General features: G+C 63.0%; 22 protein-coding genes. 12 read left to right on the top strand and 10 right to left on the bottom strand.

Annotated features, from left to right (window positions below; all coding sequences use genetic code 11):
• The 3 genes from GTP45_RS28400 to GTP45_RS16325 all read right to left on the bottom strand — a co-directional run bounded on the left by GTP45_RS28400 (position 1) and on the right by GTP45_RS16325 (position 4516).
• A complete protein-coding gene (locus GTP45_RS28400) occupies positions 1–762 on the bottom strand; it encodes an NF038120 family PEP-CTERM protein (protein ID WP_217363366.1) in 762 nt (253 codons plus the stop codon).
• A gap of 215 nt (positions 763–977) precedes the next feature.
• On the bottom strand, positions 978–2153 hold the full coding sequence (locus GTP45_RS16330; RefSeq protein WP_161014951.1) for a glycerophosphodiester phosphodiesterase: 1176 nt from the start codon (positions 2151–2153) through the stop codon (positions 978–980).
• Positions 2153–4516, bottom strand: a complete 2364-nt coding sequence (locus GTP45_RS16325) for a TonB-dependent receptor (RefSeq protein WP_161014950.1) — start codon at positions 4514–4516, stop codon at positions 2153–2155. The genes GTP45_RS16330 and GTP45_RS16325 overlap by 1 nt, the downstream gene beginning before the upstream one ends.
• A 114-nt stretch (positions 4517–4630) precedes the next feature.
• Here GTP45_RS16325 and GTP45_RS16320 point away from each other — a divergent pair, with 114 nt between their 5' ends.
• Both GTP45_RS16320 and GTP45_RS16315 read left to right on the top strand, forming a co-directional pair.
• Positions 4631–4942: a hypothetical protein gene (locus GTP45_RS16320; RefSeq protein ID WP_161014949.1), complete on the top strand. Its 312-nt coding sequence runs from the start codon at positions 4631–4633 to the stop codon at positions 4940–4942.
• The gene (locus GTP45_RS16315) at positions 4942–5901 is read left to right on the top strand and encodes a bile acid:sodium symporter family protein (RefSeq protein WP_161014948.1); all 960 of its coding nucleotides are present in this window, start codon (positions 4942–4944) and stop codon (positions 5899–5901) included. Before GTP45_RS16320 ends, GTP45_RS16315 begins: the two co-directional genes overlap by 1 nt.
• A gap of 67 nt (positions 5902–5968) precedes the next feature.
• Here GTP45_RS16315 and hslO read toward each other — a convergent pair whose 3' ends face one another.
• A complete protein-coding gene (gene hslO, locus GTP45_RS16310; protein ID WP_161014947.1) occupies positions 5969–6925 on the bottom strand; it encodes an Hsp33 family molecular chaperone HslO in 957 nt (318 codons plus the stop codon).
• A gap of 5 nt (positions 6926–6930) precedes the next feature.
• Complete coding sequence (locus GTP45_RS16305; RefSeq protein WP_161014946.1) at positions 6931–7455, bottom strand: gamma carbonic anhydrase family protein; 525 nt, start codon at positions 7453–7455, stop codon at positions 6931–6933.
• Between the two features lie 143 nt (positions 7456–7598).
• Here GTP45_RS16305 and GTP45_RS16300 point away from each other — a divergent pair, with 143 nt between their 5' ends.
• The gene (locus GTP45_RS16300) at positions 7599–8486 is read left to right on the top strand and encodes an alpha/beta fold hydrolase (RefSeq protein WP_161014945.1); all 888 of its coding nucleotides are present in this window, start codon (positions 7599–7601) and stop codon (positions 8484–8486) included.
• Between the two features lie 30 nt (positions 8487–8516).
• Here GTP45_RS16300 and GTP45_RS29190 read toward each other — a convergent pair whose 3' ends face one another.
• Both GTP45_RS29190 and GTP45_RS16290 read right to left on the bottom strand, forming a co-directional pair.
• The gene (locus GTP45_RS29190) at positions 8517–11657 is read right to left on the bottom strand and encodes a S8 family serine peptidase (protein WP_161014944.1); all 3141 of its coding nucleotides are present in this window, start codon (positions 11655–11657) and stop codon (positions 8517–8519) included.
• The gene (locus tag GTP45_RS16290; RefSeq protein WP_161014943.1) at positions 11658–13115 is read right to left on the bottom strand and encodes an NF038120 family PEP-CTERM protein; all 1458 of its coding nucleotides are present in this window, start codon (positions 13113–13115) and stop codon (positions 11658–11660) included. It abuts the gene before it with no gap.
• A 172-nt stretch (positions 13116–13287) separates the two neighbouring features.
• On the opposite strand from GTP45_RS16290, the gene GTP45_RS16285 reads away from it, so the two are divergent.
• The 8 genes from GTP45_RS16285 to bamC all read left to right on the top strand — a co-directional run bounded on the left by GTP45_RS16285 (position 13288) and on the right by bamC (position 20456).
• Positions 13288–14127: a 3',5'-nucleoside bisphosphate phosphatase gene (locus GTP45_RS16285; RefSeq protein WP_161014942.1), complete on the top strand. Its 840-nt coding sequence runs from the start codon at positions 13288–13290 to the stop codon at positions 14125–14127.
• A 107-nt stretch (positions 14128–14234) separates the two neighbouring features.
• On the top strand, positions 14235–15116 hold the full coding sequence (htpX, locus tag GTP45_RS16280) for a protease HtpX (RefSeq protein WP_161014941.1): 882 nt from the start codon (positions 14235–14237) through the stop codon (positions 15114–15116).
• A 2-nt stretch (positions 15117–15118) separates the two neighbouring features.
• Positions 15119–15742, top strand: a complete 624-nt coding sequence (locus tag GTP45_RS16275; RefSeq protein WP_161014940.1) for an L-threonylcarbamoyladenylate synthase — start codon at positions 15119–15121, stop codon at positions 15740–15742.
• A gap of 21 nt (positions 15743–15763) precedes the next feature.
• Entirely contained in the window at positions 15764–16441 is a 678-nt protein-coding gene (locus GTP45_RS16270) for a site-2 protease family protein (protein ID WP_161014939.1), read from the top strand.
• Positions 16442–16448: 7 nt separating this feature from the next.
• Complete coding sequence (locus tag GTP45_RS16265) at positions 16449–17651, top strand: tryptophan--tRNA ligase (RefSeq protein WP_161014938.1); 1203 nt, start codon at positions 16449–16451, stop codon at positions 17649–17651.
• Between the two features lie 16 nt (positions 17652–17667).
• Positions 17668–18216 (top strand): class I SAM-dependent methyltransferase, encoded by a 549-nt coding sequence (locus GTP45_RS16260; RefSeq protein ID WP_161014937.1) that lies wholly within the window; start codon positions 17668–17670, stop codon positions 18214–18216.
• 84 nt (positions 18217–18300) lie between these two features.
• The gene (dapA, locus tag GTP45_RS16255) at positions 18301–19176 is read left to right on the top strand and encodes a 4-hydroxy-tetrahydrodipicolinate synthase (protein WP_161014936.1); all 876 of its coding nucleotides are present in this window, start codon (positions 18301–18303) and stop codon (positions 19174–19176) included.
• A gap of 80 nt (positions 19177–19256) precedes the next feature.
• Positions 19257–20456 carry an NlpB/DapX family lipoprotein gene (gene bamC, locus GTP45_RS16250; RefSeq protein WP_166454660.1) on the top strand — a complete coding sequence of 400 codons (1200 nt, stop codon included), beginning with the start codon at positions 19257–19259 and terminating at the stop codon, positions 20454–20456.
• A gap of 154 nt (positions 20457–20610) precedes the next feature.
• On the opposite strand, the gene GTP45_RS28720 is transcribed toward bamC, so the two are convergent.
• From GTP45_RS28720 to GTP45_RS16235, 3 genes are all read right to left on the bottom strand, one after another.
• The gene (locus GTP45_RS28720; protein ID WP_161014935.1) at positions 20611–20850 is read right to left on the bottom strand and encodes a hypothetical protein; all 240 of its coding nucleotides are present in this window, start codon (positions 20848–20850) and stop codon (positions 20611–20613) included.
• Positions 20851–21147: 297 nt separating this feature from the next.
• Positions 21148–21624 (bottom strand): DUF7931 domain-containing protein, encoded by a 477-nt coding sequence (locus GTP45_RS16240; RefSeq protein WP_161014934.1) that lies wholly within the window; start codon positions 21622–21624, stop codon positions 21148–21150.
• A gap of 31 nt (positions 21625–21655) precedes the next feature.
• On the bottom strand, positions 21656–22777 hold the full coding sequence (locus GTP45_RS16235) for a cupin domain-containing protein (RefSeq protein ID WP_161014933.1): 1122 nt from the start codon (positions 22775–22777) through the stop codon (positions 21656–21658).
• An 81-nt stretch (positions 22778–22858) separates the two neighbouring features.
• On the opposite strand from GTP45_RS16235, the gene GTP45_RS16230 reads away from it, so the two are divergent.
• Entirely contained in the window at positions 22859–23404 is a 546-nt protein-coding gene (locus GTP45_RS16230) for an FKBP-type peptidyl-prolyl cis-trans isomerase (RefSeq protein ID WP_161014932.1), read from the top strand.
• The last annotated feature ends 2 nt before the right edge of the window (positions 23405–23406 follow it).

Here is a 23406-nt window from a genome sequence, read left to right as displayed (position 1 = left end):
TTAGGCGGAACGGCGGCGGCGCACGGCGGCAATGGCGCCCAGGCCGCCCAGCAGCATCAGGCCGCTCGATGGCTCGGGCACGGCCGACACGCCCAGTTGCAGGTTGTCGAGCGCAAATTGGCCGGAGTTGTCGTTGAAGGCGGCGCAATTGCCGTCGAGGTCGCAGGAGTAGGCGAAGAAGGCAATGCTGGTGAAGTTCTGGCTGGCGAAGGCGGCGCTGGTCTCGAAGTGGGCCATGTAGAAATCGGTGCCCACCGGGTACGGCCCCTTCAGCACGAAGCGCTCGGACTGGTAGCTGCCGTCGGCCGCGAAGCCGCGCACTTCCAGCAGGCCGGCAACCTCGGGGTAATACTCGATCATGCCGTTGCGCTCGAACGCGCCGATGAAGCTGGCGTCAAACGATTTGACTTGCAAGCCGGCGCCTGGCCCGGAAATGACCAGGGCGCCGTCGTTGAGGCCGGCGTAGTAGCCGGGGGTGTGGTTGTCGACCGGGCAGCTCAGGCGCATGCACATGGCGGGATCGTTGCCGTCAAAGACGGCGCCCACCAGGTCGCCTTGCTCGGCGTCGCCGATGCCGGAGGTGGCTGTCAGTTGCAGCCCCATGTAATCGAAACTGTCGCCGGCGCCGAGGAAGCCGTAGCCGACATCGTCGAAATCCAGCGTGACGTCGCCGGCCTGGGCCGGCAGCGCGGTGCAGAAAGCGGCTGCCAGCAACGCGCTCAGGGTAGCGCGTCGCCAGCAGGAGAGTGCTCTTTGTGTCATTTCCATCCCTTTGTAAAGATTGGTAGATTTTTGATGTGACCTTTTTAGTCACAAACAAAAGGTACCGGCTTCTCTATCAAAAGCGAGGAAAATATAATTTCAGCAATGAAATTTAAGGAAAATTAAGTTGTTTCACCCAGTGAGAATTGGTGAGTATTGTAATATTTGGTTACAAAAATATGTGTACAAAAACATACTATACCCACCTGTGCGCATCATCCCAGGGCGGCGCGGCCCAGGGCGGGGTCGTCGGTAAAGAAGCCGTCGATGCCGGTGGCGATGTAGCGTTTCATCTCGGCGATGGAGCCGGCTTCGTGGCGCGCGAAGTCGCCGGCGTTGCTGCGGAAGTCGGCGGCGAGGAACTTGTTCTCGGGACGGAACGTCCATGGCTCCACGCGCAGGCCGGCCTTGTGGGCGTCCTCCACCAGCGAGCCAGGCTCGGCCAGCGTGCCGTCTTTTTTCAGTGGGATGATGGCGCGCGTTGGCGGCGCCACCACGTCGGCGTACTGGGCGATGTCGCGCAGGCCGGCCGGCGTCAGCATTTGCGCGAAGGTCAGCGCGCCGCCTGCTGCCGCGACGTCCATCGGGCGCACGTTCTCGCCGATCACCAGCTGCATCAGGCGCAGGTTGGCGCGGCGGCCCAGCTTGCCGCGCAGGTATTTCAGGTTGGCGATCTCGAACGACTGGATTTCCACCGGGTTGCGGCGGGTGTAGTCGTGCGCAGCCAGGATCGACAGGAAGCGCTCTTCCAGCGGCAAGCCGACGCTGGCGAAATACGTCGAATGCTTCAGCTCCGGCACGATGCCGACGATGCGCCCGCGCGCCGCCGACTCGGCCGCCACGAAGTCGATGATCTCTTCAAACGTCACCACCTGGAACATGCCGTTGTACTGCGCGCTGCCCGGGCGGAATTGCGGGATGCGTTCCACCGCGCGCAGCGTTTTCAGTTCGGTCAGCGTGAAGTCGTCGACGAACCAGCCTTCGTGCGTTTCGCCGTCGATGGTCTTGCGGGTCTTGCGGCCGGCAAATTCAGGATGGCTGGCGACGTCGGTGGTTTCGCTCAGGAAGGCTTCGTGGCGCGCGACCAGCACGCCGTCCTTGGTGCTGACCAAGTCCGGCTCGACGTAATCGGCGCCGTCGGCAATCGCCTTGGCGTAGGCGGCCAGCGTATGCTCGGGACGCAGCGCGCTGGCGCCGCGGTGGCCGAACACCAGCGGCGTTTTGCCGCCGGCGCCGACCGGGCCCACGCCCGGCAGGCCGGACAGGTCGCCGGCCACCGGCGCTGCCAGTACCTGCGATGCCGGCAGCAGCAGCGAGGCGCCCGCAGCCGCAGCCGCCGCGTGGATGAAGCCGCGACGCGAAAGTCGCTTAGGCAAATAAAGTGTGTTCATCAGAAGTCTGCCATCAAAGTCAGGAAGCCTTGGCGTGGTGCGATTGGGAAGGTATTGTACGTGCCGCTGGCCGCGCCGACTACCACGTTCAGGTCGCCTTCTTTGTTGGTCAGGTTGGTGACGTTCAAGCGATAGCGCGCGTTCTTCACCCAGCCGCCGTTCAGGAATGGCAGCTTGCCCGATACGCCGAGGTTGGTCAGGAAGTAGCTCTTCACCGACAGGTCGTTGGTGTAGGTGGCGTAGCGCTTGCCGACGTAGTCGCCGCTCAGCTGGAACTCGGTGTCGCCCAGGTTCAGAGTGGCGACGAATTTATCCATCCACTCCGGGCTGCCCGGTACTTTTTTGCCGGCCGTGAACACGGTGTCCTTGCCGCTCACGTAGTTGTCGTCGTACTTGGACTGGTTGTACGACAGCGCGTTGTACAGCGAGAAGTTGCGGCCGAAGTGCAGGGTGCCGGAGAAGTCGATGCCGTTGGTCTTGACGCTGCCAACGTTGGTCAGCACCGCCAGGTTGCCGCCGATGATCGACGAGATCACCGAGGTCGGGCTGATCTGCAACAGGCGGTCTTTGAAGTCGACGTGGTAGACGTTGATCTGGCCGTCAAACGCGGTCACCGCGCCGAAGTCGACCTTGTGGCTGCTGCGCAGGCCCGCTTCGTAGGTGATCGAGGTTTCCGGCTTGGCGGTCGATTTGAACAGGTCGAACGCGCCCTGGCTCGACAAGCTCCATGGCGATGCACCACCGCCGCCGTAGGTCACGAACTGGCGCATGTTTTTCTGCACGTTGAAGAAGGCCTGGTCTTGCGCGGTGATATCCCAGCGGCCGCCGATCTGCGGCAGGAACCATTTCTTGGTGATGATTTCACCCACTGGCAGCGCGGTCGAGTTGGCAATCGCGCCGTTCTTCGGCTGTACCGGGAACTGGCCATCGGCAAATTGCAGGCTCGATTTGAAGCCCGCTTGCAGCGCCACGTCCGGCGACACGCGCCATTCATCTTGCAGGTGCAGCTGGGCCACCTTGTTGTCGATCTCGCTGCCGTACTGGGTGATCAGCGGGTTGCTTGGACGGTCGTATGGCGAGCTAGGATTGTTCACGTCCAGCGCGTACCAGCGGCGATACGCCGACGAACGGTTGTGTTCGAGCCAGAAGCCGGCTTGCAGCTTGTGATCGCCCAGCTCGGTGTTCAGGGTCGACAGCCAGCCGTTGCGGTTGATTGCGTATTCGGTGGTGCGGGTGGCGAAGCCGGAATTGCCGAACACCTGCTTCAGGTTCTGGCCCGGGAAGTAGACCGAGAACAGCGCCGGCAAGCCGGCCACGCCGATCGGGCCTGCCACCACGCCGACGCCGTCGTCGTTGTGGTAATAGATCTGGTTCGACCACGAGGTGGTGTCGCTCAGGTTGGTGTCGAACTTGGCGTAGGTCAGGTAGTCGGTACGCTGCGCATCGCTGTAGTAGTTGCGGTAGTTATTGCCTTCGGCCGCTGGCGTGGCGCCGGTGGCCGACAGGTAGGCCAGCGCCTGCTGGAAGTTCGGGTACATGAACGGACGGGTGTACGGCTGGTACTTCTCGGTGGCCGAGTGCACGGTGCTGTCTTCATTCGGCTCGATCTTGTCCGAGTAGGCGAAGTACAGGGTCAGCTTGCCGAGGCTACTGTTATTGATGAACTTGGCGTTGACCTGGTCGCCGCCCTGGCGGCCGTTGAAATCCCATGCCTTCTGCTCGTGGTGCACGGCCGAGATGTAGGCGCTGTTGCCATCGCCGAAGTTGCCGGTGTCGTAGCGGGCGTAGGTACGCGAAGTCTTGTAGCTGCCCACGGTCTGCTGTACCGCCAGGTTGCTGTTTGGCAGCGGGTTGCTGGAGAAGGTCTCGATGGTGCCGCCCAGGTTGCTGGTCGACGCGGTGGCCAGATCGCCGGCGCCCGACGACAGGATCACGCGGCCGACGTTTTCGCTGGTGATGGCGCGCTGCGGCGACAGGCCGTTGTAGTTGCCGTATTGCTGGTCGCCCAGCGGCACGCCGTCCATGGTGTAGCCCAGTTGCTGGCCGCTGAAGCCGTGGATGAACAGCGACAGGTTTTGTTCGTTATTGCCCCATGGGTCGGCGGTCTGGAAGCTCACGCCCGGCAGGGTTTGCAGTGCCTTCAGCGGATTCACGCCCGGCAGAATTTTTTGCATATCGCTCTTGCTCATCTCCACCGAAGAGCGGGTCTTGCGGGTGGCAACTTCGACCGTGGCGATCGGCGCGGCAGCGGCAGCTTCGACTTCGGGCGCGCTGTCGGCCATGTCGGCGACGGCGGCGGCTACGTTGGCGGCCATGGCCAGCATTGGAAGGGTCAGCGCTGCTGCGAAGAGTTTCTTGTTCATTTTTTGCTCAGGTTAAGGGATGAATAACGCTGCGCATGATAGTGACCAAGTGTTACCGGATCATGACGGCTGCACGATGCGTTACACTGCTGTTTGGAAAAGGAGATCGCTACGATGCAGAGATTTTTATTGGCAGCCTTGCCGCTGGTGTTGGCAGCCTGCTCAATCGACCAGTCCAGGCTGGGCCATTTCGTCAATCAGACCGTGCAGCCCGGCATGCCGATGGAGCAAGCCTTGGTGCGCATGCAGGCGGAAGGCTTCTACTGCAATGCCGGCAGCGGCGGCGATGCGGTCATTGGGTGCACCCGCACTTATGAACGGCTGGTGCAGAAGAACTGCGTGGAGCGGGTTGATCTGGTGCGCAGCGCCACGCAAGCCAAAACGCTGGGCGCCATCGATGTGCTGGAAGTGAAGTGCCCTAAATAATGAACCGTCCCCGTTTTTTGCCGGATAACTTTACGCTGGCGATGATTGCGACCGTGGTCGCGGCCAGTCTGTTCCCGTGCTACGGCCAGGGCGCCGTGATTTTCAATAACGTCACGCACGTGGCCGTGTCGCTGCTGTTCTTCCTGCACGGCGCCAAGTTGTCGCGCGAGGCGGTGATTGCCGGCGTCACGCACTGGCGCTTGCACTTGCTGGTGCTGCTGTGTACGTTTGCCTTGTTCCCGCTGCTGGGCTTGCTGTTGAAGCCGGTGCTGACGCCGCTGGTGACGCCGGATTTGTACCTCGGCATCCTGTTCCTGTGCATGTTGCCATCGACCGTGCAATCGTCGATTGCGTTCACGGCGGCGGCGCGCGGCAATGTGCCGGCGGCGATATGCAGTGCGTCGGCATCCAACCTGTTCGGGATTTTTATCACGCCGGTACTGGTCGGCTTGCTGACCTCGGCGCAGATGCAAGGCGGCTCGCCGCTGGAGTCGGCGGGGCAGATCGCCTTGCAGTTGCTGCTGCCGTTCATTGCCGGCCAAGTAGCGCGGCGCTGGATCGGCGCGTGGGTGGAGAAGCACAAGCCGCTGACGCGCATGGTCGACCAGGGTTCGATCTTGCTGGTGGTGTACACCGCGTTTAGCGAGGCGGTAGGGCAGGGCTTGTGGCACCAGGTATCGTGGGCCACGCTGGCCGGACTGATGCTGATTAACGTACTGCTGCTGGGCTTGGTGATGGGGATTAGCGCACAGGCCGCGCGCCGTTTGGGCTTCAACCGCGAGGACCGGATTGCGATCGTGTTTTGCGGTTCCAAAAAGAGCTTGGCCAGCGGCGTGCCGATGGCCAAGGTGCTATTCGCAGGCGGCGCACTGGGCGCCGTGGTGCTGCCGCTGATGCTGTTCCACCAGCTGCAGCTGATGGTCTGCGCCGTGCTGGCGCAGCGCTACGCCAAAGAATAAATTCGGGGTCAGTTCTGCCATTGGTACATGAGCTCGTGTGCGATTGGCAGAACTGACCCTGGATTGTTTAGTGCTTGGCTTCGCCGGCTGGGATCAAGGTCTCGACCGGCGCGTCGCTGGTGAACAGCTGGGCGCAGTCGACTTTGTCGTACTCGTAGTGCTGGCCGCAGAAGTCGCAGTTGACGGCGATGACGCCGCGCTCTTCCAGCACGCTGTCCACTTCTTCCTGGCCCAGCATCTTCAACATATTGCCGACTTTCTCGCGCGTGCAGCTGCAATGGAATTGCGGGTGCTGTGGATCGAACACGCGGATGGTCTCTTCCCAGAACAGGCGCTGCATCAGCACCTCGATGCCGGTTTCCAGCAGCTCCTGCTCTTTCAGGGTCGAGCCCAGAATCACCGCGCGGTTCCAGGTTTCCAGCGCTTCGTCGGCCGTCACCGGCTGCGCTTCGGCCTTGCCGCCATGGTGCGGCAGCTTTTGCAGCAGCAGGCCGCGCGAGACGTTGTCGTCGGCCGCCAGCCACAGCTTGGTGTCCAGCTGTTCCGAACGCAGCATATAGTTTTCGATCACGGTCGACACGTCGTCGCCGTCCAGCGGCACGATGCCCTGGTACGGTTTCTGGCCCGGCACTTTTTCCAGCGGATCGAGGGTGATGATGAAGCGGCCTTTGCCGGTCGCGTTCAGCAGCGTGGTCAAGGTGGCGTCGCCGGCAATCTCGGCGCCCTCGGCCAGCTTGGCGGTGGCGCGCAGGCGCAGGTCGGCGTCGCACTCGACCACCAGCAGGCTCACCGGGCCATCGCCGTGGATTTGCATGATGATGGAGCCGTTGAATTTCAGGTTGGCCGACAGCAGCGCCGCCGCGGCCGTCATCTGGCCCAGCACTTTCTTGACCGGCGCCGGGTAGGCGTGGCGCGCCAGCACCTCGCGCCAGGTGGCGGAGATGTCGATCAGCTCGCCGCGCACGGTGGCATTTTCGAAGATGAATTTTTGCAGGGTGTCCTGCCCGGTGGTGGTGATGCTCATACTTGTTATCCGATCTTTTTGAGTTGCGTCTTGAACAGTTGGCCGCGCTTGACATAGCTATCGGCAGCGTTTTGCAGGCCGGCGACTTCTTCCGCCGTCAGCTGGCGCGCCACCTTGGCCGGCGCGCCGATAATCAGCGAGTGGTCGGGGAAGCTCTTGCCCTCGGTGACCAGCGCGCCGGCGCCGACCAGGCAGCCGTTGCCGATCCTGGCGCCGTTCAGGATCACGGCCTGGATGCCGACCAGCGAACCGTCGCCGATGGTGCAGCCGTGCAGCATGGCCTGGTGGCCGATGGTCACGTTGCGGCCCACGGTCAGCGGGTAGCCGATGTCCGTGTGCATGACCGTGCCTTCCTGCACATTGCTATTTTCGCCGATGGTGATACGCTCGTTATCGCCGCGCAGCGTCGCGCCGAACCACACCGAGGCGTGCTCGTGCAGGCTGACCTTGCCGACCACGGTCGCATTCTCGGCAACAAATGACGATGCAGCGATCTCGGGCGTGTGATCGCCAAGTTGGTAAATAGACATTGGAACCTGTAGGGTGCGGTGGGATAGCGCTATTTTACGCTGGCTTTACGCTTGCGCAGCTATCGAACGGTCGTGCTATTATTTTGCTTTACGGCTAGCAAGGTTCCGATATGGGCGCCGGCCCCGGTTTTTCAAGGACAGACATGAGCACGCATAAACCTTCCCGTTCCGAATTCCTGACCATCCGCGGCCTGCGCTGCCACGTGCGCCACTGGGGCAACGAGGGCGCGCCCAAGCTGTTCATGATGCACGGCTGGATGGATGTGGGCGCCTCGTTCCAGTTCGTGGTCGATGAGCTCAAGGGCGATTACCACGTGATCGCGCCGGACTGGCGCGGTTTCGGCCTGTCGCAGCGCAACGGCCTCGATACCTACTGGTTCCCCGACTACCTGGCCGACCTGGACGCGATCTTGCGCCACTACTCGCCGGATCAGGCGGTCGACCTGCTGGGCCACAGCATGGGCGGCAATATCGTCGGCCTGTACGCCGGTGCGCGTCCCGAGCGCATCCGCAAGCTGATTAACGTGGAAGGCGCGGGCCTGCGCTCGTCCAAGCCGGAGCAGGCGCCGGGCCGCTACGCCAAGTGGATGGACAGCGTGCTCGAGAAGCACGAGATGCGCGGTTATCCAAGTCAGGCGGCCGTCGCGGCGCGCCTGCAAAAGACCAATCCGCGCCTCAGCGACGACAAGGCCGCCTTCCTGGCCCAGCACTGGTCGGCGCAGAACGATGCCGGCGAGTGGGAAATTCTCGGCGATCCGGTGCACAAGCAGGCCGGCCCGCTGCCGTACCACGTCGATGATGTGATGGCGTGCTGGCGGGCGATCACCGCGCCGGTGCTGTGGGTGGAGGCCGATCAGACCAATATGTGGGATTGGATGGGCGCCAAGCCGGCCGGCCGCGTGGAGCTGGAGCGCCGCCTCGGCCACCTGCGCGATGTGACCAAGAAAATGGTCTATGACGCCGGCCACATGCTGCACCACGACCAGCCGCGCGCGCTGGCGGAAATGATAGAGGAATTCCTCGCTGCATAAAACAACGCCGCCCGAAGGCGGCGTGGTGATTTACAGCTTGCTGCTGCGCGGTGGCGTGGTGCGCGCCACGCCGGCCACGACCGGCACCGCGTTGTCGGTGTCGACCGCCACGACCGTGGCAGCGGCGACCTTGCCGCCAGGATCAACGTAGCCGGCCACGCCCACGTAGCGCTTGTCCGCCGCCAGCCCCGACCAGCTGAGGCCCACGGTGGCTGTGCTGCCGCCATAGACCTTGCCTGGCGGCGCGGCTTTCAGCGACCCGGCGCTGCTGTTGACCGGGACGATGGCCGACGACACTTTCAAAGCCGCCGGTGCGCCAGCCGCCAGCTCGTAGCCGATCACGCACAGCTGGTACGTGCCCGCCTGCGGCGTGGTCAGCGTGATGTTCTCGTTGGAGCCGACGGTCATGCTGTAGTCCACTAGCTTGCCATCCTTGAGCAACGCCAGATCAACGTCCTGGGTTTGCGCCGGGTTGTTGTCGATGTCGCGGTCGAAGGTTTCAAAGCGCGCCACCAGCGTGTTGGCCGGCACCGTGAACGGCAGCAAGCGCACGCCGTGGCTGCCGGCGTTGCAGGTGGCCGTGGCCTGCGCCAGCGTGTCGGCCGCGCCGGCCGGCGCCGCGCCCACCGAGACGGCGGTTTGCGTGACTTCCTTCATGCCGCCCAGCACCACGCCCAGCTTGCCGGTGAAGCCGGTCTGCAGGCTGACCAGCTTGGAGCCGCTGGTGCGCTCGGACTTGACCAGCTCCGGTGCAATCACCGGCGGCCCCGACTGCGCGACGATCGGGCTGCGCACCACGTGGCTGCCGTCAGTCCAGCTCAGCTGGCCGTATTCCCAGGTATTGTCGGCGGCCGTGGTGCGGGTCAGCACCACGTTGAAGCTCTGGCTCTCGCCCGGCCCCAGCGTCAGCGTCGAGGGCGACACGCTGACCTGGTAGCCGCCCATGCTGGCGCTGGCGGTGTAGGTCGCGGCGCGGTCGCTGACATTGGTCACGGTGCGGGTCACGGTTTCCGTTCCCATCACGTTGGCCACGGCAATCGACGGCGTGTTCAGGTTGAACGGCTTGATTTGCGGGCCGCTGCACTCCTCGTAGCTGCGGCCGATGGCGCACATGTACTTGACGTAGTCGGCCGGCTGGATGTCGTACACCAGGCCGGGATCGGCTGCGCGCGTCGGCACCACCTGGCCGGCGCCCTGACCCCACGGCAGGATGCCGGCCTCTACGCCGCTGAGCTTGTCCGGCTGCGTGTCCATGGCCGAGGTCATCAGCGCGGACTTGATGGCGGCTGGGCTCCAGCTCGGGTGGCGTTGCTGCAACAGCGCGGCCAGGCCGGCCACGTGCGGCGTCGCCATCGAGGTGCCTTGCATGAGGGCCCAGTCCGACGGCGGCGTCAGCGTGCCGTCCAGCAGTTGCTGCTTCTGATCCTGCGTCATGGCGGGCGACACGGCGGCCAGGATGCTGACGCCGGGCGCGGCCAGATCCGGCTTGAGCTGGTTGCGCTCGGCGCGGCTCGGGCCGCGCGAGGAGAACGCGGCCACCACCGGCGCCGGCGTCACGCCGCGGCGCACGCTGAAGCGCGACAGCTCGGCCGCCGCCTGCGCATTGGCGGCATAGGCCTTGATCAGCGCGCCGTCGGCCTGGCTCACGTGCAGCGCCGGCAGCACGTGCAGGTCGGCCAGCGGGCCGAGGCCGTCGTCGGCCAGCACCATGCCGGCGCCGCCGGCCGCGCGCACCGCGCTGCCCTTGTCGAGGCGGCCGTTGCCGCCGCGGTCGCAGACCACGATCTTGCCGGCCACCTTGGCCGCATCCAGCACCGCCACGCCTTGGTTGTCGCCAGCGCCGTAGCAGTAGCGCGCCTTGTTGCGGTCGACACCGGCCACGGCCGCGTCCTCGGCGCGGATCAAGCCGGTGCGCGGCAGGGCGGTGCCGTTCAGCGAGGCGCCGGTGTAGGCGGCGCCGCTGGCCAGGCTCAGGCTGGCCACGTATTCGCGGTCGTGGCTCGACGCTGCCACCGTGGTCAGCCAGGGCGCCACGTGGTTGACGTTGGGTTTCGGCCCGTCGTTGCCGGCCGCCGCCGCCACGAACACGCCGGCGTTGCTGGCCTGGCGGAATGCTTCTTCGACCGGGTCGTCGGAGCCGGTGCCGCCGCTGATCGAGTAGTTGAGCACGTTGACGCCGTCGGCAATCGCCTGCTCGATGCCGGCCACGCTGTCGCTGGCCCAGCAGCCGGCGCCGGCGCCGTTGGCCGTGCCAGCCTTGGTGTAGGACCAGCACACCTTGTACATGGCGACCCGCGCGCGCGGCGCCACCCCCGTCACCGTGCCCATGTCGAGGCCGGCCATGCGCGCCGGGGCCAGGTTGCCGGCGGCCGTGGAGGAGGTGTGGCTGCCGTGGCCGCCCTCGCCGACATCGCCGCCGAGCGCGTCGCGCGCGGACTGGAAATCGGCCCAGTGCAGCTCGTTGCCGGTCTCGAGGAAGCCGGCGTCAAAGTAGCGCGCGCCGATCAGCTTGTTGTTGCAATGCGCGGTGGTAAATGCCTCGCCGGTCTGGCAGCTGCCCTTCCAGCTGGCCGGCGGCGGGCCGTAGGCCAGCTGCGCGCTGCTGTCGAAGGTCGGCACGCCGTGGCTGTCGACGCGGTCGGCGTAGGCTGGATTTTCCGGCCAGATGCCGCTGTCGAGGATGCCGACGACGATATCTTCGCCGGCGTGGGCCATGCCGCCCAGTTGGCTCCACAGCCCGCCCGGCGCATCGAGCCCGAGGAAGGTGGCGGTGTCGCTCACCGTCACTTGGCGCGGCGTGTTGGGGACGATGGCGGCAACCGCGCTATTGGCCTTCAGCTGGCGCACCTCGGCGTCGGTCAGCTGGGCGGCAAAGCCGTTGAACACCAGCTTGTATTCATAGCTGACCGGGGCGTTGGCGATGGTGGCGCGCACGGCGCTGCGTTTCTGGTCGAGGTAGGCGCCGTAGACCTGCACATTCGGATCGTTGAGGTCGATGCGCCGGCCAAAACCGGCGGCCGGCTGGGTGGCCGGCATGCCGGCCAGGCCGCCGTTGTAGCCGGCGACCGGCTTGTCGAGCAGCCGCACCACGTAAGGGCGGCGGATCTCGTCGGCGTGGGCCAGGCTGCCCATCAGCGCCAATACCGCCAGGCTCAAAGAGTGTCGTTTCATTTAGCAGTCCTTTTGTTGTTGTTTGATCGACTGGCGGCGCGCTGCGGCCAGGCCGAGCAGGCCCATGCCCAGCATCAGGTAGGTCGATGGTTCCGGCACGGCGGAGACTTCCAGATTGTCCAGGCCCATCTGGCCCATATTGCTCTGGAAGGCGAAGCATTCCTGGTACCAGTCGCAGGCATAGGGAATGAAGCTCAGCTGCACGAAGTCGGTGCTGCTGAAGGCGGCGCTGGTCTGGTAGTGGCCAAAGCCGAAGGCCGGGTCGGACAGCGAGTAAATTTCATCGAACACGGTGTGGTCAGCGCGGATGCCGCGCACCACCAGCAGGCCGGCGACCTTCGGGTAGACGCCGGGCTGGCCGCCGATGAAGCTGGCGTCAAAGCTGCTCAGGCGGAAGGTCTGGCCGGCTTGCGCCGAGCTCATGTGCAGCACGCCGTCGTTAAGGGCACCGTAGTAATGGCTGGCGTTGTTGGTGGGGCAGGCGAGGCCGCCTTCTTCGCAGCCCCTGATATCGCGGCCGTCCAGGATGCTGCCGACCAAGCCGCCGCCATCTTCAGGCTCGCCGACAAACTGGCCGCCGAACAGGTAGCCGGCGTGCAGGAAGCTGTCGCCGTCCATGACAAAGGGCAGGTCGTCCAGTCCTTCAAAGTCGATGGTGTCGGCATGAACGGCCGGCGCCATGCCGATGGCGGCCAGAACCGCAGCCGCGCCGGCCACCTGGCGAGCGCGACGGCGCAACTGGGTACTGCGCAGGGCCAGCAGCGACAGGCCGGCCAGCAGCGCTGCCCAGGTTGCCGGCTCTGGTACCGCAGCCGTCTCCAGGTTGAGCGTCATCATGGTCTGGTTGCGGCCGATGCCGCTGATGTAGATGCCGCCTTCGGGGCCGCTGACTGGCAGCGCGTTCATGGTCTGGTTGGTAAAGCCGATGAAGAAGTAGGTGCCGACGGCGGCGTTGATGTCGGCCAGGCCGCGGCCGTTGAGCTGGATGTCGACCGCGTCGTTAAACAGGGTGACGGAGGCGTACTGGCGGCCGCTGCCCAAATCCTTGTAGGCGTCCACGCCGGGTGGCACGTAGTCGTCCATGAGCGTCGCGTACGGAGTCTCTACCTGGAACAGGCCGATGGTGCTGGGGCCTACCTCGCCATAGGTGCTGGGATCGACCGACAAGGTGGCCGAAGTGTAGTGGCCGGCCGGGATGTAGAACGCGACCCAGCTGTTAAAGCGCATGCCTAACTCATTGCCGGTGTAGTTGTTGCTGTCCGGCCCAGGGCGATTATTGCCGCCCCTGCTGTTGATCCAGCCCTGGGCGTACTCGATGACCTGCACGTCCGCTTGCGCTGGCGCCGCCAGTACCAAGCTGGCCAGCAGGCCCAGCGCGGCACTGCTGCGAGCTAGCCAGGCCCGCCATGGTTGCCGATGTTTGCTGCTACTACTGTTTTGCGTTTTGCTCATATTCATATGTCAATCCCTGTTGTTATTAATAGTAGAGATTTCAAGAATACATTTATGAAACTGCATTATCAATAGTTAGTTACAATTTACAATTGGCTACAAGTTACAATTGAGTGCGGGTCGAAAATCAATTAGGCTAGGGGGCAAGGGTGCATGCATCGGCGTGAGTCAGCGTACAATGACAGTTATGAAAGTTGACCTGCATTGCCATTCCAACGTCTCCGACGGCGTCCTTGCTCCTGCTGCTGTGGCGGAAACTGCCCGCAAGGCGGGCGTGGACGTGTGGGCGCTCACCGACCACGATGAAGTGCGCGGCATCCCGGCCGCGCGCGCTGCCGCCGAGGCGCAGGGCATGCGCTTTGTCACCGGCGTCGAAATCTCGATTACCTGGGCTAACGAGACCGTGCACATCGTCGGTTTGCAGATCGATGAGAATAACGCCGCGCTGGTGGACGGCCTGGCCTGCACCCGCTCCGGCCGCGACAACCGTGGCCGCGAGATTGCGAACCAGCTGGCGCTGGCCGGTATCGAAGGCGCCTACGAAGGCGCGCTCAAGTACGTCGGCAACCCGGATCTGATGTCGCGCACCCACTTTGCCCGCTTCCTGGTCGAGATCGGCGCCTGCGCCAGCACGGCGGAAGTGTTCAAGAAGTATCTGTCCGAGGGCAAGCCGGGCTACGTGCCGCATTGCTGGGCCACGCTGGAGCAATCGGTTAAATGGATCCGCGATGCCGGCGGGATTGCCGTGATTGCGCATCCGGGCCGCTACCGCTTCACGCCGCTGGCGCAGGGCGAGCTGTTCGACGCGTTCAAGCAGCTGGGCGGCACCGCCATCGAGGTGGTGACCGGCAGTCACACGCCGGATCAATATCCGGTGTATGCGCAATTGGCCAATTACTACGGTTTCCTCGCCTCGCGCGGCACCGATTTCCACGCCCCGGGCGAGTCCCGCGTCGATTTTGCAGCGCTGCCGCCGCTGCCGGCGAACGTCAAACCGGTCTGGCACGACTGGTGGTAAATTCGCCTGCCGATTACCGGCGGCATGTAAGTAGCTGTATCTTGATTTTGCGTTGGCGCGGTCTTACCTTATGATTTCGGCAAATTGTCCGTACCGGAGACCCTGATATGAAACGCATCGTCTTGTTTATCGCCACCAACCTCGCTGTGATGTTGGTGCTGTCCATCGTCCTGTCGCTGCTGGGCATTGGCCGTCCGGGCTCCGGCAGCACGCTGCAACTCGGTAGCCTGCTGGCGTTCTCGCTGGTGGTGGGCTTTACCGGCGCCATTTTCTCGCTGCTGATTTCCAAGCCGATGGCCAAGTGGTCGACCGGCGCGCGCGTGATCGAGAATCCTTCCAACTCCACCGAGCTGTGGCTGGTGAATACCGTGAAAGCGCTGTCCGAGCGCGCCGGCATCGGCATGCCGGAAGTGGCGGTGTACGAGGGCGAGCCGAATGCGTTTGCGACCGGCGCGTTCAAGAACTCGGCGCTGGTGGCGGTGTCGACCGGCCTGCTGCAAAGCATGAACCGCGATGAGGTGGAAGCCGTGCTGGGCCACGAAGTCGCCCACATCGCCAACGGCGACATGGTGACCATGACCCTGATCCAGGGCGTGACCAATACCTTCGTGGTGTTCCTGGCGCGTATCGTCGGCTTCTTTGTCGACAGCATGCTCAACAAGAGTGAAGAGCGCCGCGGCCCCGGTATCGGTTACATGATCACCGTGTTCGTGTGCGAGATTGTGTTCGGCTTGCTGGCCTCGCTGATCGTGGCGTGGTTCTCGCGCCAGCGCGAATTCCGTGCCGACGCCGGTTCGGCCAAGCTGCTGGGCAGCACGGTGCCAATGCAGCACGCTTTGGCGCGTCTGAACGGCGTGGAGCCGGGCGCCTTGCCGCAGTCGTTCGCGGCGTCGGGCATCAGCGCCAGCCGTGGCGGCTGGGGCGCGCTGTTCTCGACCCACCCGCCGTTTGAAGAGCGTATCGCTGCGCTGCGTAGCGTACAATCTTAAGCATGAGCCAATTCTTTCAGGTACATCCCGTCAATCCGCAGGCCCGCTTGATCAAGCAGGCCGCGCAGATCATCCACGGCGGCGGCATCGTCGCCGTGCCGACGGACTCCTGCTACGCGCTGGTGTGCCACCTGGACGACAAGGGCGCGGTCGAGCGCTTGCGCCGCATTCGCGGCATCGACGAAAAACACCATTTGACCCTGTTGTGCCGCGATTTGAGCGAGCTGGGCGTGTATGCCCGTGTCGACAATCGCCAGTTCCGCCTGCTGAAGGCGGCCACGCCGGGGCCGTTCACCTTTATTCTCGAAGCGACCAAGTGCGTGCCGCGCCGCCTGTCTCACCCATCGCGCAAGACCATCGGCCTGCGGGTGCCGGAAGACGCGATCATCAATGCGCTGCTGGCCGAGCTGGATCAGCCGCTGCTGGGCACCACGCTGATCATGCCGGATGAGGTCGAGCCGCTCAACGACGCGGATGAAATTTGCTCGCGGCTGGGCAAACAGCTGGAATTGATTATCGACGGCGGCGCTTGCAGCATGGAGCCGACCACCGTAATCGACCTGACCGGCGACGAGGCGCAGCTGGTTCGCCAAGGCCGCGGAGACGCTGCCGCGTTCGGACTCTGACCCTCTGGTAAAATCCCGCCCATGAACGAAACTGACAGTATTATCCAGACCATCGCGGTCTATCTCATTCCTGTTCTTTTTGCAATTTCCCTGCACGAAGCCGCACACGGATACGTCGCCCGCTATTTCGGCGACCCTACCGCCGCCGATCTCGGCCGCCTAACCGCTAATCCATTGAAGCACATTGATCCTTTCGGCACCGTCCTGCTGCCGATCGTGCTGAGCTTGGTTGGCCTGCCTGCGTTGGGCTACGCCAAGCCGGTGCCGGTCGATTTCGGCCGCCTGCGCAATCCGAAAAAGCAAATGGCCTTCGTGGCCGCCGCCGGTCCGGCAGCCAACTTTGCCATGGGCCTGGGCTGGATGGTGCTGTGGGTGATCCTCAGCTACGTGTTCACCATGGATCAGCATGACTTCTTCGTGCAAATGGCCAAGGCCGGCATCGGCGTCAACTCCGCCATGTGCGTGTTCAACCTGATTCCGGTGCCGCCGCTCGATGGCGGCCGTATCGTTACCGGCTTGCTGCCGATGGAGCTGGCGCGCCGTTTTGCGCGCATCGAGCGCTACGGCGTGTATATTTTCATTGCGCTGATTCTGATGATGCAGTTCGGCTTGCTGACCGGCTTCCTGGTTGGCGGCATGCATATCGTGCAGAGCGTGTGGCATTTGCTGGTCACTCCGTTGATGTATCTTTTTAGCTGAGCAGACTATGTATCCCGATCGCGTAGTCTCCGGCATGCGTCCTACTGGCTCCATGCACCTGGGCCATTATCACGGCGCGCTGAAAAACTGGATCAAGATGCAGACCGAGCTGCCGTGCCTGTTCTTCGTGGCCGACTGGCACGCGCTGACCACGCACTACGACGATCCGACCGTCATCGAGCGCAGCACCTGGGACATGCTGGTCGACTGGCTGGCCGCCGGCATCGACCCGTCGCGATCGACGCTGTTCATCCAGTCGCGCGTGCCCGAGCACGCCGAGCTGCACCTGCTGCTGTCGATGGCCACGCCGCTGGGCTGGCTCGAACGGGTGCCGACCTATAAAGACCAGATCGACAATCTCGCCAACAAAGACCTCGCAACCTACGGCTTCCTCGGCTATCCGCTGCTGCAAGCCGCAGACGTGCTGATCTACCGCGCCAGCCAGGTGCCGGTCGGCGAAGACCAGGTGCCGCACATCGAAATGATGCGCGAGATTGCGCGCCGTTTTAATCACTTGTATGGCAAAGAAAAAGGTTTCGAGGAGAAGGCGCAAGAAGCCGTGAAAAAGCTCGGCAGCAAACGTGCCAAGCTCTACAACGAACTGCGCACCGAGTACCAGCAAGACGGCAAGAACGAGGCGCTGGAACAGGCCAAGGCCATGCTGGACGATGCTCAAAGCCTGTCGATGGGCGACCGCGAGCGCCTGTTTGGTTACCTGGAAGGCAGCCGCAAGCTGATCCTGGTCGAGCCGCAGGCGCGCCTGACCGAGGCCTCGCGCCTGCCTGGCCTCGACGGCCGCAAAATGTCCAAGAGCTACGGCAACGCCATCGCCCTGCGCGAAGACAAGGATTCGGTCAGCAAGAAGATCAAGACCATGCCGACCGACCCGGCGCGCGTGCGCCGCACCGACGCCGGCGATCCGGCCCGCTGCCCGGTCTGGCAATTCCACCAGGTGTATTCCGACCAGCCGACCCAGGAATGGGCGGTGAAGGGCTGCAAATCGGCCGGCATCGGCTGCATCGAGTGCAAGCAGCCGGTGATTGACGCCATCATCAAGGAACAAGAGCCCATGCACGAGCGTGCCCAGCCGTACCTGGACGATCCATCGCTGGTGCGCGCCATCGTTGCCGACGGCAATGACGCGGCCCGCAAGCTGGCGCTGGAAACCATGCGCGACGTGCGTGAAGCGATGGGCTTGGCCTACACGTAAATTCGGGTAAAACATCATGAGCGATCAAATCTCTCCATGGGTGCAGCGCTATGCACCGCTGGTTCCCGGCGGCGCCGTGCTCGATCTAGCTTGCGGCAGCGGCCGCCACTCGCGCCACATGGCGGCGCTCGGCCACGAGGTGGTGGCGGTTGACCGCGACACCGCCGCGCTGGCCGCTGCCTGCGGCCCCGGCATCACTACCAGCGCCATCGACCTGGAAGAGGAGGGCGCCGCCTGGCCTTTCGGCCCGCAGCGATTCGCCGGCATTGTGGTGACAAACTACCTGCATCGCCCCTTATTTGCTGATATGTTGAGCAGCCTGGCGCCGAATGGCGTGCTGATTTACGAGACCTTCGCGGACGGTAATGCGCAGTTCGGCAAGCCGTCCAACCCGGCGTTCCTGTTGCAGCCGGGCGAGTTGCTGGAGCTGGCGCGCGAGCAGGGCCTGCGCGTGGTGGCCTTTGAAGACGGCATTATCGATGCGCCAAAAGCTGCCATGGTGCAACGACTGTGTGCCGTGAAGCCTGATTTTCCCCGAGAGGCGGCTCTATTACCGCCATTTTGAGCGTCGATTTGTGCCCCCGGATGCACCACGGGCGCAACCTATCGACTACAATCGTTGTTTTAATACTTTACGCAGTGGTTTCCTATGATTAAGGGCAGCATCGTAGCAATCGTCACCCCGATGCACGCAGACGGCAGTCTGGACTTTGAGGGTTTGAATCAGCTGATCGACTGGCACATCGCCGAAGGTACGGACAGCATCGTCATCGCCGGCACCACCGGTGAATCGGCCACCGTCAGTGTGGAAGAGCACTGCGCCTTGATCAAGGCGACCGTCGCCCACGCCAAGGGCCGCATCCCTATCATCGCCGGCGCCGGCGCCAACTCGACCGCCGAAGCGATCAAGCTGACCCGCTACGCCAAGGAAGCCGGTGCGGACGCCACCCTGCAAGTGGTGCCGTACTACAACCGCCCTACCCAGGAAGGCATGTACCAGCACTTCAAGGCCATCGCCGAAGCGGTAGACCTGCCGGTGATCCTGTACAACGTGCCGGGCCGTACCGTTGCCGACATGAGCAACGAGACCATCCTGCGCCTGGCGCAGATCCCGAACATCGTGGGCGTGAAAGACGCGACCGGCAACATCGGCCGCGGCTACGACCTGCTGCGCCTGGCGCCAAAATCGTTTGCCGTGTACTCGGGCGACGATCCAACCGCGATGGCCCTGATGCTGGCCGGCGGCGCCGGCAACATCTCGGTCACCGCCAACGTGGCGCCGCGCGCCATGGCCGATATGTGCCGCGCCGCCATTGCCGGCGACGTCGCCACCGCGCTGGCGCTGAACAACAAGGTCTTCCCGCTGCACCAGAAACTGTTCATCGAACCGAATCCGGTGCCAGTCAAGTGGGCGCTGGCGGAAATGGGCAAGATGCCGGCCGGCATCCGCCTGCCGCTGGTGCCGCTGGCGGCAGACTGCCACGCGGCCGTCCGCGCGGCGCTGCAAGAAGCCGGCGTCCTGTAAAACCCCGTAGCAACGAGCACTCGTCCCGACTCGCGTCGGATCATATTTTGCTGCACTTTAGCTTCTTAAACAGTAACGACATGACTATTCGCAAGACAGCTTTTATTTCCTCGCAGCGCGCGCTGGTAGTGGGCGCCGTGGTGGCCACCGTGACCAGCCTGAGCGGCTGCGGCATGATCAGCTCGGTTGTCGGCAACGACAAGGTCGATTACAAGTCGGCCAAAAAGGCCAGCACGCTGGACGTGCCGCCGGATCTGACGCAATTGCAGAAAGATAACCGCTACTCGCTGCCGGACACCAACAACGGCGTGGCGACCGCTTCCGGCTACAACGCTTCCAAGGCCGTACAGTCGGGCGCGCTGGTGTCGAACGCCGCTGTGATCCCGGGCCAGCCGGCCGCCGGCACCGTGGCGCAGATGACGCTGAGCGACATCAAGGTCGAGCGCGACGGCAACCAGCGCTGGCTGGTGATCAAGCAGACCCCGGAGCAACTGTGGCCGCAGCTCAAGCAGTTCTGGGAAGATTCGGGCTTCACGTTGGCGCAGGAACTGCCTGCCGCCGGCATCATGGAAACCGAGTGGAATGAAAACCGCGCCAAGATTCCGCAAGATTTCATCCGCAACACCATCGGCAAGGTATTTGATTCGGTCTACTCGAGCGGCGAGCGCGACAAGTTCCGCACCCGCATCGAACGCCGTGCCGACGGTGCCAGCGAGATCTACATCAGCCACCGCGGCGTGCAGGAAGTCTCGGTTGGTGCCGAGAAGGAAAGCACCAAGTGGACTGCGCGCCCGAACGATCCGGGTCTGGAAGCGGAATTCCTGGCGCGCCTGCTGAACAAGCTGGGCAATGGCAGCGAGCAGCTGGCGCAGGCCAAGACCGCCGTGGATAGCGCTGTCGTACAGCCTCAGCACGCCTCCCTGGTGGGCGCAGGCGCCGACCGTGCCGTGCAGGTGGACGAGGGCTTCGACCGCGCCTGGCGCCGCGTAGGCCTGGCGCTGGACCGCGCTGGCTTCACGGTGGAAGACCGCGATCGTACCCAGGGTATTTACTTCGTGCGTTATATCAACGATGCGACCGAAACCAAGGGCTTCTTCAGCAAGCTGTTTAGCTGGGGTTCGTCGTCGGAAGAGGAAAAAGAAGCGCAGCGTTACCGTATTTCGGTTAAAGCCAGCGAAGGCAATACCAGCGTCGTGAAAGTATTGACCAATGCCGGCCAGCCGGAAACTGGCCCGGTGGGCGAGAAAATCATTACCCTGCTGCATGAGCAGTTAAAGTAAATGTAGTAATAATCGCCGCTATCGCGGCGTAGAAAAACCGTCAGCCTGAATGCGCTCAAGATCGCGCTCAGTGCTGACGGTTTTTTTATATCCAAATAAAAGCTTTGGACGTAAAAAAACCGGCTCGAAAGCCGGTTTTTCTATCAAGCTGATATTACTTCGAAGCAGCAGGAGCCGAAGCAGCTGGTGCTGGAGCAGCAGCAGCGTCCGAAGCTGCAGGAGCAGCAGCGGCTGGAGCAGCAGCGTCAGCAGCTGGAGCTGGTGCTGGAGCTGGTGCTGGAGCAGCAGCTTCTGGAGCAGCTACTGGAGCTGGAGCAGCAGGAGCTTCTTCTTTTTTCGAGCAAGCAGCCAGAGCAACAGCCAGCAGGGAGGCGATCAGCAGGGATTTTTTCATGGGTTTTCCTTAGTTAATTCAAAAATTAAACACGTGTTGCGATTAATAATTACCGGTAATTATCGCTCATTAGGTCGTCTTCGAAGGCCTTTCGTACCTATTAAAAGGTGCCTACTAGACAACGGAAACTTCCTAGCCGAATATTATAGCGATTTTTAGTGCATCGCAATAGTTCAACAAGCCTAACGCATAACTATTTTGCGATATCGCAACATTTCGTTTACGACTCGTCTTCCGGCTTCGTGCTGCTAACTACCAGTGATCGCATCGAACCTCCGCATTTTACCCAAAACCGGCTCATAATCCAGTTGAGTTTGCATACAATCCGGGCCCGGATTCTATCCAAATTGTAAGGAAACGTTCCAAACTGGTTTGCAGGTCGTCGGGGCCGTTAAATACGGCCTCGCCGCGGAAATGGGCGGCGTGGAATCGGCGCACGATATCGCGCTGATCGGCAATGCAGAAGGAGTCGGTTAACTGGCGTAATTGGGCGCTGGTGCGGCGTACTTCGATCAGGTGGCCGTAGTCCTTCAGCAGGCGCAGGAAGCGCGGCGCGTCGCGCTCCACGGCGCGGCCATCGTGGGCCACCAGTTGCAGACGGCCGCCGCCATGCAGGAAGCGCCGCAGCTGGGCGTCGGTGGCGCTGCTGCCGAGCTCCCAGATGGCGAAGTCGGGATCGAACATGTACAGCGTGTGCTGGGCGCGCGAGAGGCAACTGGCCAGGTGCTGCTGAAATTCCGCCCGCGTGGTGAAGGGAATAACCAGTCTGTCCATATTGCCTCCGGGGTTCATTTACCCTAAATCATCAGCCGAGTTCGACCCAGCCGTCTTGATACCAGGTGTACAGTGCTTCCAGCACGTCGTCCGAGGCCTTGGCGAACTCCTCGCCTTCGAGGCGGCGGTTGTTGGCCAGCAGTTCCAGCGTGGCCTTGTCGGCCTTGCTGACGCCGAACGATTCGCCGTTGATGAACACGTTCTTGCCACGGTACAGCATCTGGGTCTTGGCCGACAGCGACAGGCCTTTCTTCATCACCGCATCGCCGAACTTGCCGACCGTGAGGGGCTTGGCCGGGCCGGTGAAGAACACATTGTGCTTGGGCTCGGACATGTACTCGCCAAAGAAGATGGTGATGTCTTCCTCGGTGAAGCGCACCTTGTTCAATTCCTCGGTCAGCGCGGCCAGCATGGCGCGCGGGATCTCGGCCGGCTTGCTGGTCGGTTCCAGATCAGGATCGGCGTAACGGCCCGGCAGGTCGATCGAATCGGCCATGAATTGCAGGAAGTTCTCGCCCAGTTCCTGATAGGACGGCGAACGGAAGCCGATCGAGTAGGTCTGGCAATCGCCAATGGCGACGCCGTCGTGCGCGTAGTGCGGCGGCAGGTACAGCATGTCGCCGGGATTCAGCACAAATTCTTCTTCGGCTTCGAAATTGGCGAGGATCTTCAGTGGCAGGCCGTCGATCAGCGACAGGTCTTTCTGCGCGCTGATGCGCCAGCGGCGCTGGCCCTGCGCTTGCAGCAGGAACACGTCGTAGGAATCGAAGTGCGGGCCGACGCCGCCGCCATCGGTGGCGAAGCTGACCATCAAATCGTCGAGGCGGGCGTCGGGGATGAAGCGGAACTGGCGCAGCAGCGCGTCGGCCTTGGCGTCGAACAGGTTGACGCCTTGTACCAGCAGCGTCCATTCTTTTTTATCGCGCGCCGGCAGGCTTTCCAGCGGGCCGTGTTGCATCGACCATTCGCCGTCGAAACCGGTGACCAAGCGCGATTCGGTGTGGTTGGTGGCAGCCAGCTTGGTCAGCGCGTCCACGGTCAGCAGCGGCTTGAAGCCGGGGATGGCGTTGCGGATCAGGAGTGGCTTTTTATGCCAGTAGTCGCGCAGGAACTGCGCAGGCGTGATGTCGCCGAGGAGAGGTAATTTTTTCATACGCCATTATAACCAGTCCGCGCCGAGGCCCGGCGCCGATCCAAGGTATAATCCGGGGCTAATTATGAAAGGATGCACAACATGAAGATTGCCAAGAACACGGTCGTGACTGTGAATTACAAACTGTCCGATGCACAGGACAATCTGATCGAAGACGGCCGTCAACCGATGGTTTACCTGCACGGTGGCTACGAGAACACCCTGCCGAAAATCGAAGAAGAACTGGATGGCAAGGACGTGGGTTACTCGTCGATCATCCAGATCGAGCCGGAAGATGCATTCGGCGACTACGACGCCTCGCTGGTGAAAGTGGAAGAGCGCAAGCGCCTGCCGGAACCACTGGAAGTCGGTATGCAATTCGAAGGCATGCCTGACGGCGACAGCGGCGAAGAAGAAGCCATGATCTTCACCGTGACCGACATCGCTGACGATAAAGTCGTCTTGGACGGCAACCACCCGCTGGCCGGCATGGCGCTGCGCTTCTCGCTGGAAGTGGTGGATGTGCGTGAAGCGAGCGACGAAGAAATCGCTCACGGCCACGTGCACGGCGCGCACGGTCACCACCACGGTGACGAAGATGACGAAGGCGAAGAGGGCGATCACGTCGCCATTCACCCGATTCACTAAGC

Source organism: Duganella rivi (genome assembly GCF_009857435.1).
Lineage (GTDB): Bacteria > Pseudomonadota > Gammaproteobacteria > Burkholderiales > Burkholderiaceae_D > Rugamonas > Rugamonas rivi.
This window is presented reverse-complemented; position numbering and strand designations above follow the sequence as displayed.

Excerpts from the sequence above, each read along its gene's own strand:
- GTP45_RS16260 (WP_161014937.1), top strand. The coding sequence starts at position 17,668 with ATGAGCGATCAAATCTCTCCATGGGTGCAGCGCTATGCACCGCTGGTT.
- GTP45_RS16315 (WP_161014948.1), top strand. The coding sequence starts at position 4,942 with ATGAACCGTCCCCGTTTTTTGCCGGATAACTTTACGCTGGCGATGATT.
- GTP45_RS16325 (WP_161014950.1), bottom strand. The coding sequence starts at position 4,516 with ATGAACAAGAAACTCTTCGCAGCAGCGCTGACCCTTCCAATGCTGGCC.
- GTP45_RS16275 (WP_161014940.1), top strand. The coding sequence starts at position 15,119 with ATGAGCCAATTCTTTCAGGTACATCCCGTCAATCCGCAGGCCCGCTTG.
- GTP45_RS16230 (WP_161014932.1), top strand. The coding sequence starts at position 22,859 with ATGAAGATTGCCAAGAACACGGTCGTGACTGTGAATTACAAACTGTCC.
- GTP45_RS16320 (WP_161014949.1), top strand. The coding sequence starts at position 4,631 with ATGCAGAGATTTTTATTGGCAGCCTTGCCGCTGGTGTTGGCAGCCTGC.
- GTP45_RS16305 (WP_161014946.1), bottom strand. The coding sequence starts at position 7,455 with ATGTCTATTTACCAACTTGGCGATCACACGCCCGAGATCGCTGCATCG.
- GTP45_RS16235 (WP_161014933.1), bottom strand. The coding sequence starts at position 22,777 with ATGAAAAAATTACCTCTCCTCGGCGACATCACGCCTGCGCAGTTCCTG.
- GTP45_RS16330 (WP_161014951.1), bottom strand. The coding sequence starts at position 2,153 with ATGAACACACTTTATTTGCCTAAGCGACTTTCGCGTCGCGGCTTCATC.
- GTP45_RS16240 (WP_161014934.1), bottom strand. The coding sequence starts at position 21,624 with ATGGACAGACTGGTTATTCCCTTCACCACGCGGGCGGAATTTCAGCAG.
- htpX (WP_161014941.1), top strand. The coding sequence starts at position 14,235 with ATGAAACGCATCGTCTTGTTTATCGCCACCAACCTCGCTGTGATGTTG.
- GTP45_RS16290 (WP_161014943.1), bottom strand. The coding sequence starts at position 13,115 with ATGAATATGAGCAAAACGCAAAACAGTAGTAGCAGCAAACATCGGCAA.
- GTP45_RS16300 (WP_161014945.1), top strand. The coding sequence starts at position 7,599 with ATGAGCACGCATAAACCTTCCCGTTCCGAATTCCTGACCATCCGCGGC.
- GTP45_RS16285 (WP_161014942.1), top strand. The coding sequence starts at position 13,288 with ATGACAGTTATGAAAGTTGACCTGCATTGCCATTCCAACGTCTCCGAC.
- GTP45_RS16265 (WP_161014938.1), top strand. The coding sequence starts at position 16,449 with ATGTATCCCGATCGCGTAGTCTCCGGCATGCGTCCTACTGGCTCCATG.
- GTP45_RS16270 (WP_161014939.1), top strand. The coding sequence starts at position 15,764 with ATGAACGAAACTGACAGTATTATCCAGACCATCGCGGTCTATCTCATT.
- dapA (WP_161014936.1), top strand. The coding sequence starts at position 18,301 with ATGATTAAGGGCAGCATCGTAGCAATCGTCACCCCGATGCACGCAGAC.
- hslO (WP_161014947.1), bottom strand. The coding sequence starts at position 6,925 with ATGAGCATCACCACCACCGGGCAGGACACCCTGCAAAAATTCATCTTC.
- GTP45_RS28720 (WP_161014935.1), bottom strand. The coding sequence starts at position 20,850 with ATGAAAAAATCCCTGCTGATCGCCTCCCTGCTGGCTGTTGCTCTGGCT.
- GTP45_RS28400 (WP_217363366.1), bottom strand. The coding sequence starts at position 762 with ATGACACAAAGAGCACTCTCCTGCTGGCGACGCGCTACCCTGAGCGCG.
- GTP45_RS29190 (WP_161014944.1), bottom strand. The coding sequence starts at position 11,657 with ATGAAACGACACTCTTTGAGCCTGGCGGTATTGGCGCTGATGGGCAGC.
- bamC (WP_166454660.1), top strand. The coding sequence starts at position 19,257 with ATGACTATTCGCAAGACAGCTTTTATTTCCTCGCAGCGCGCGCTGGTA.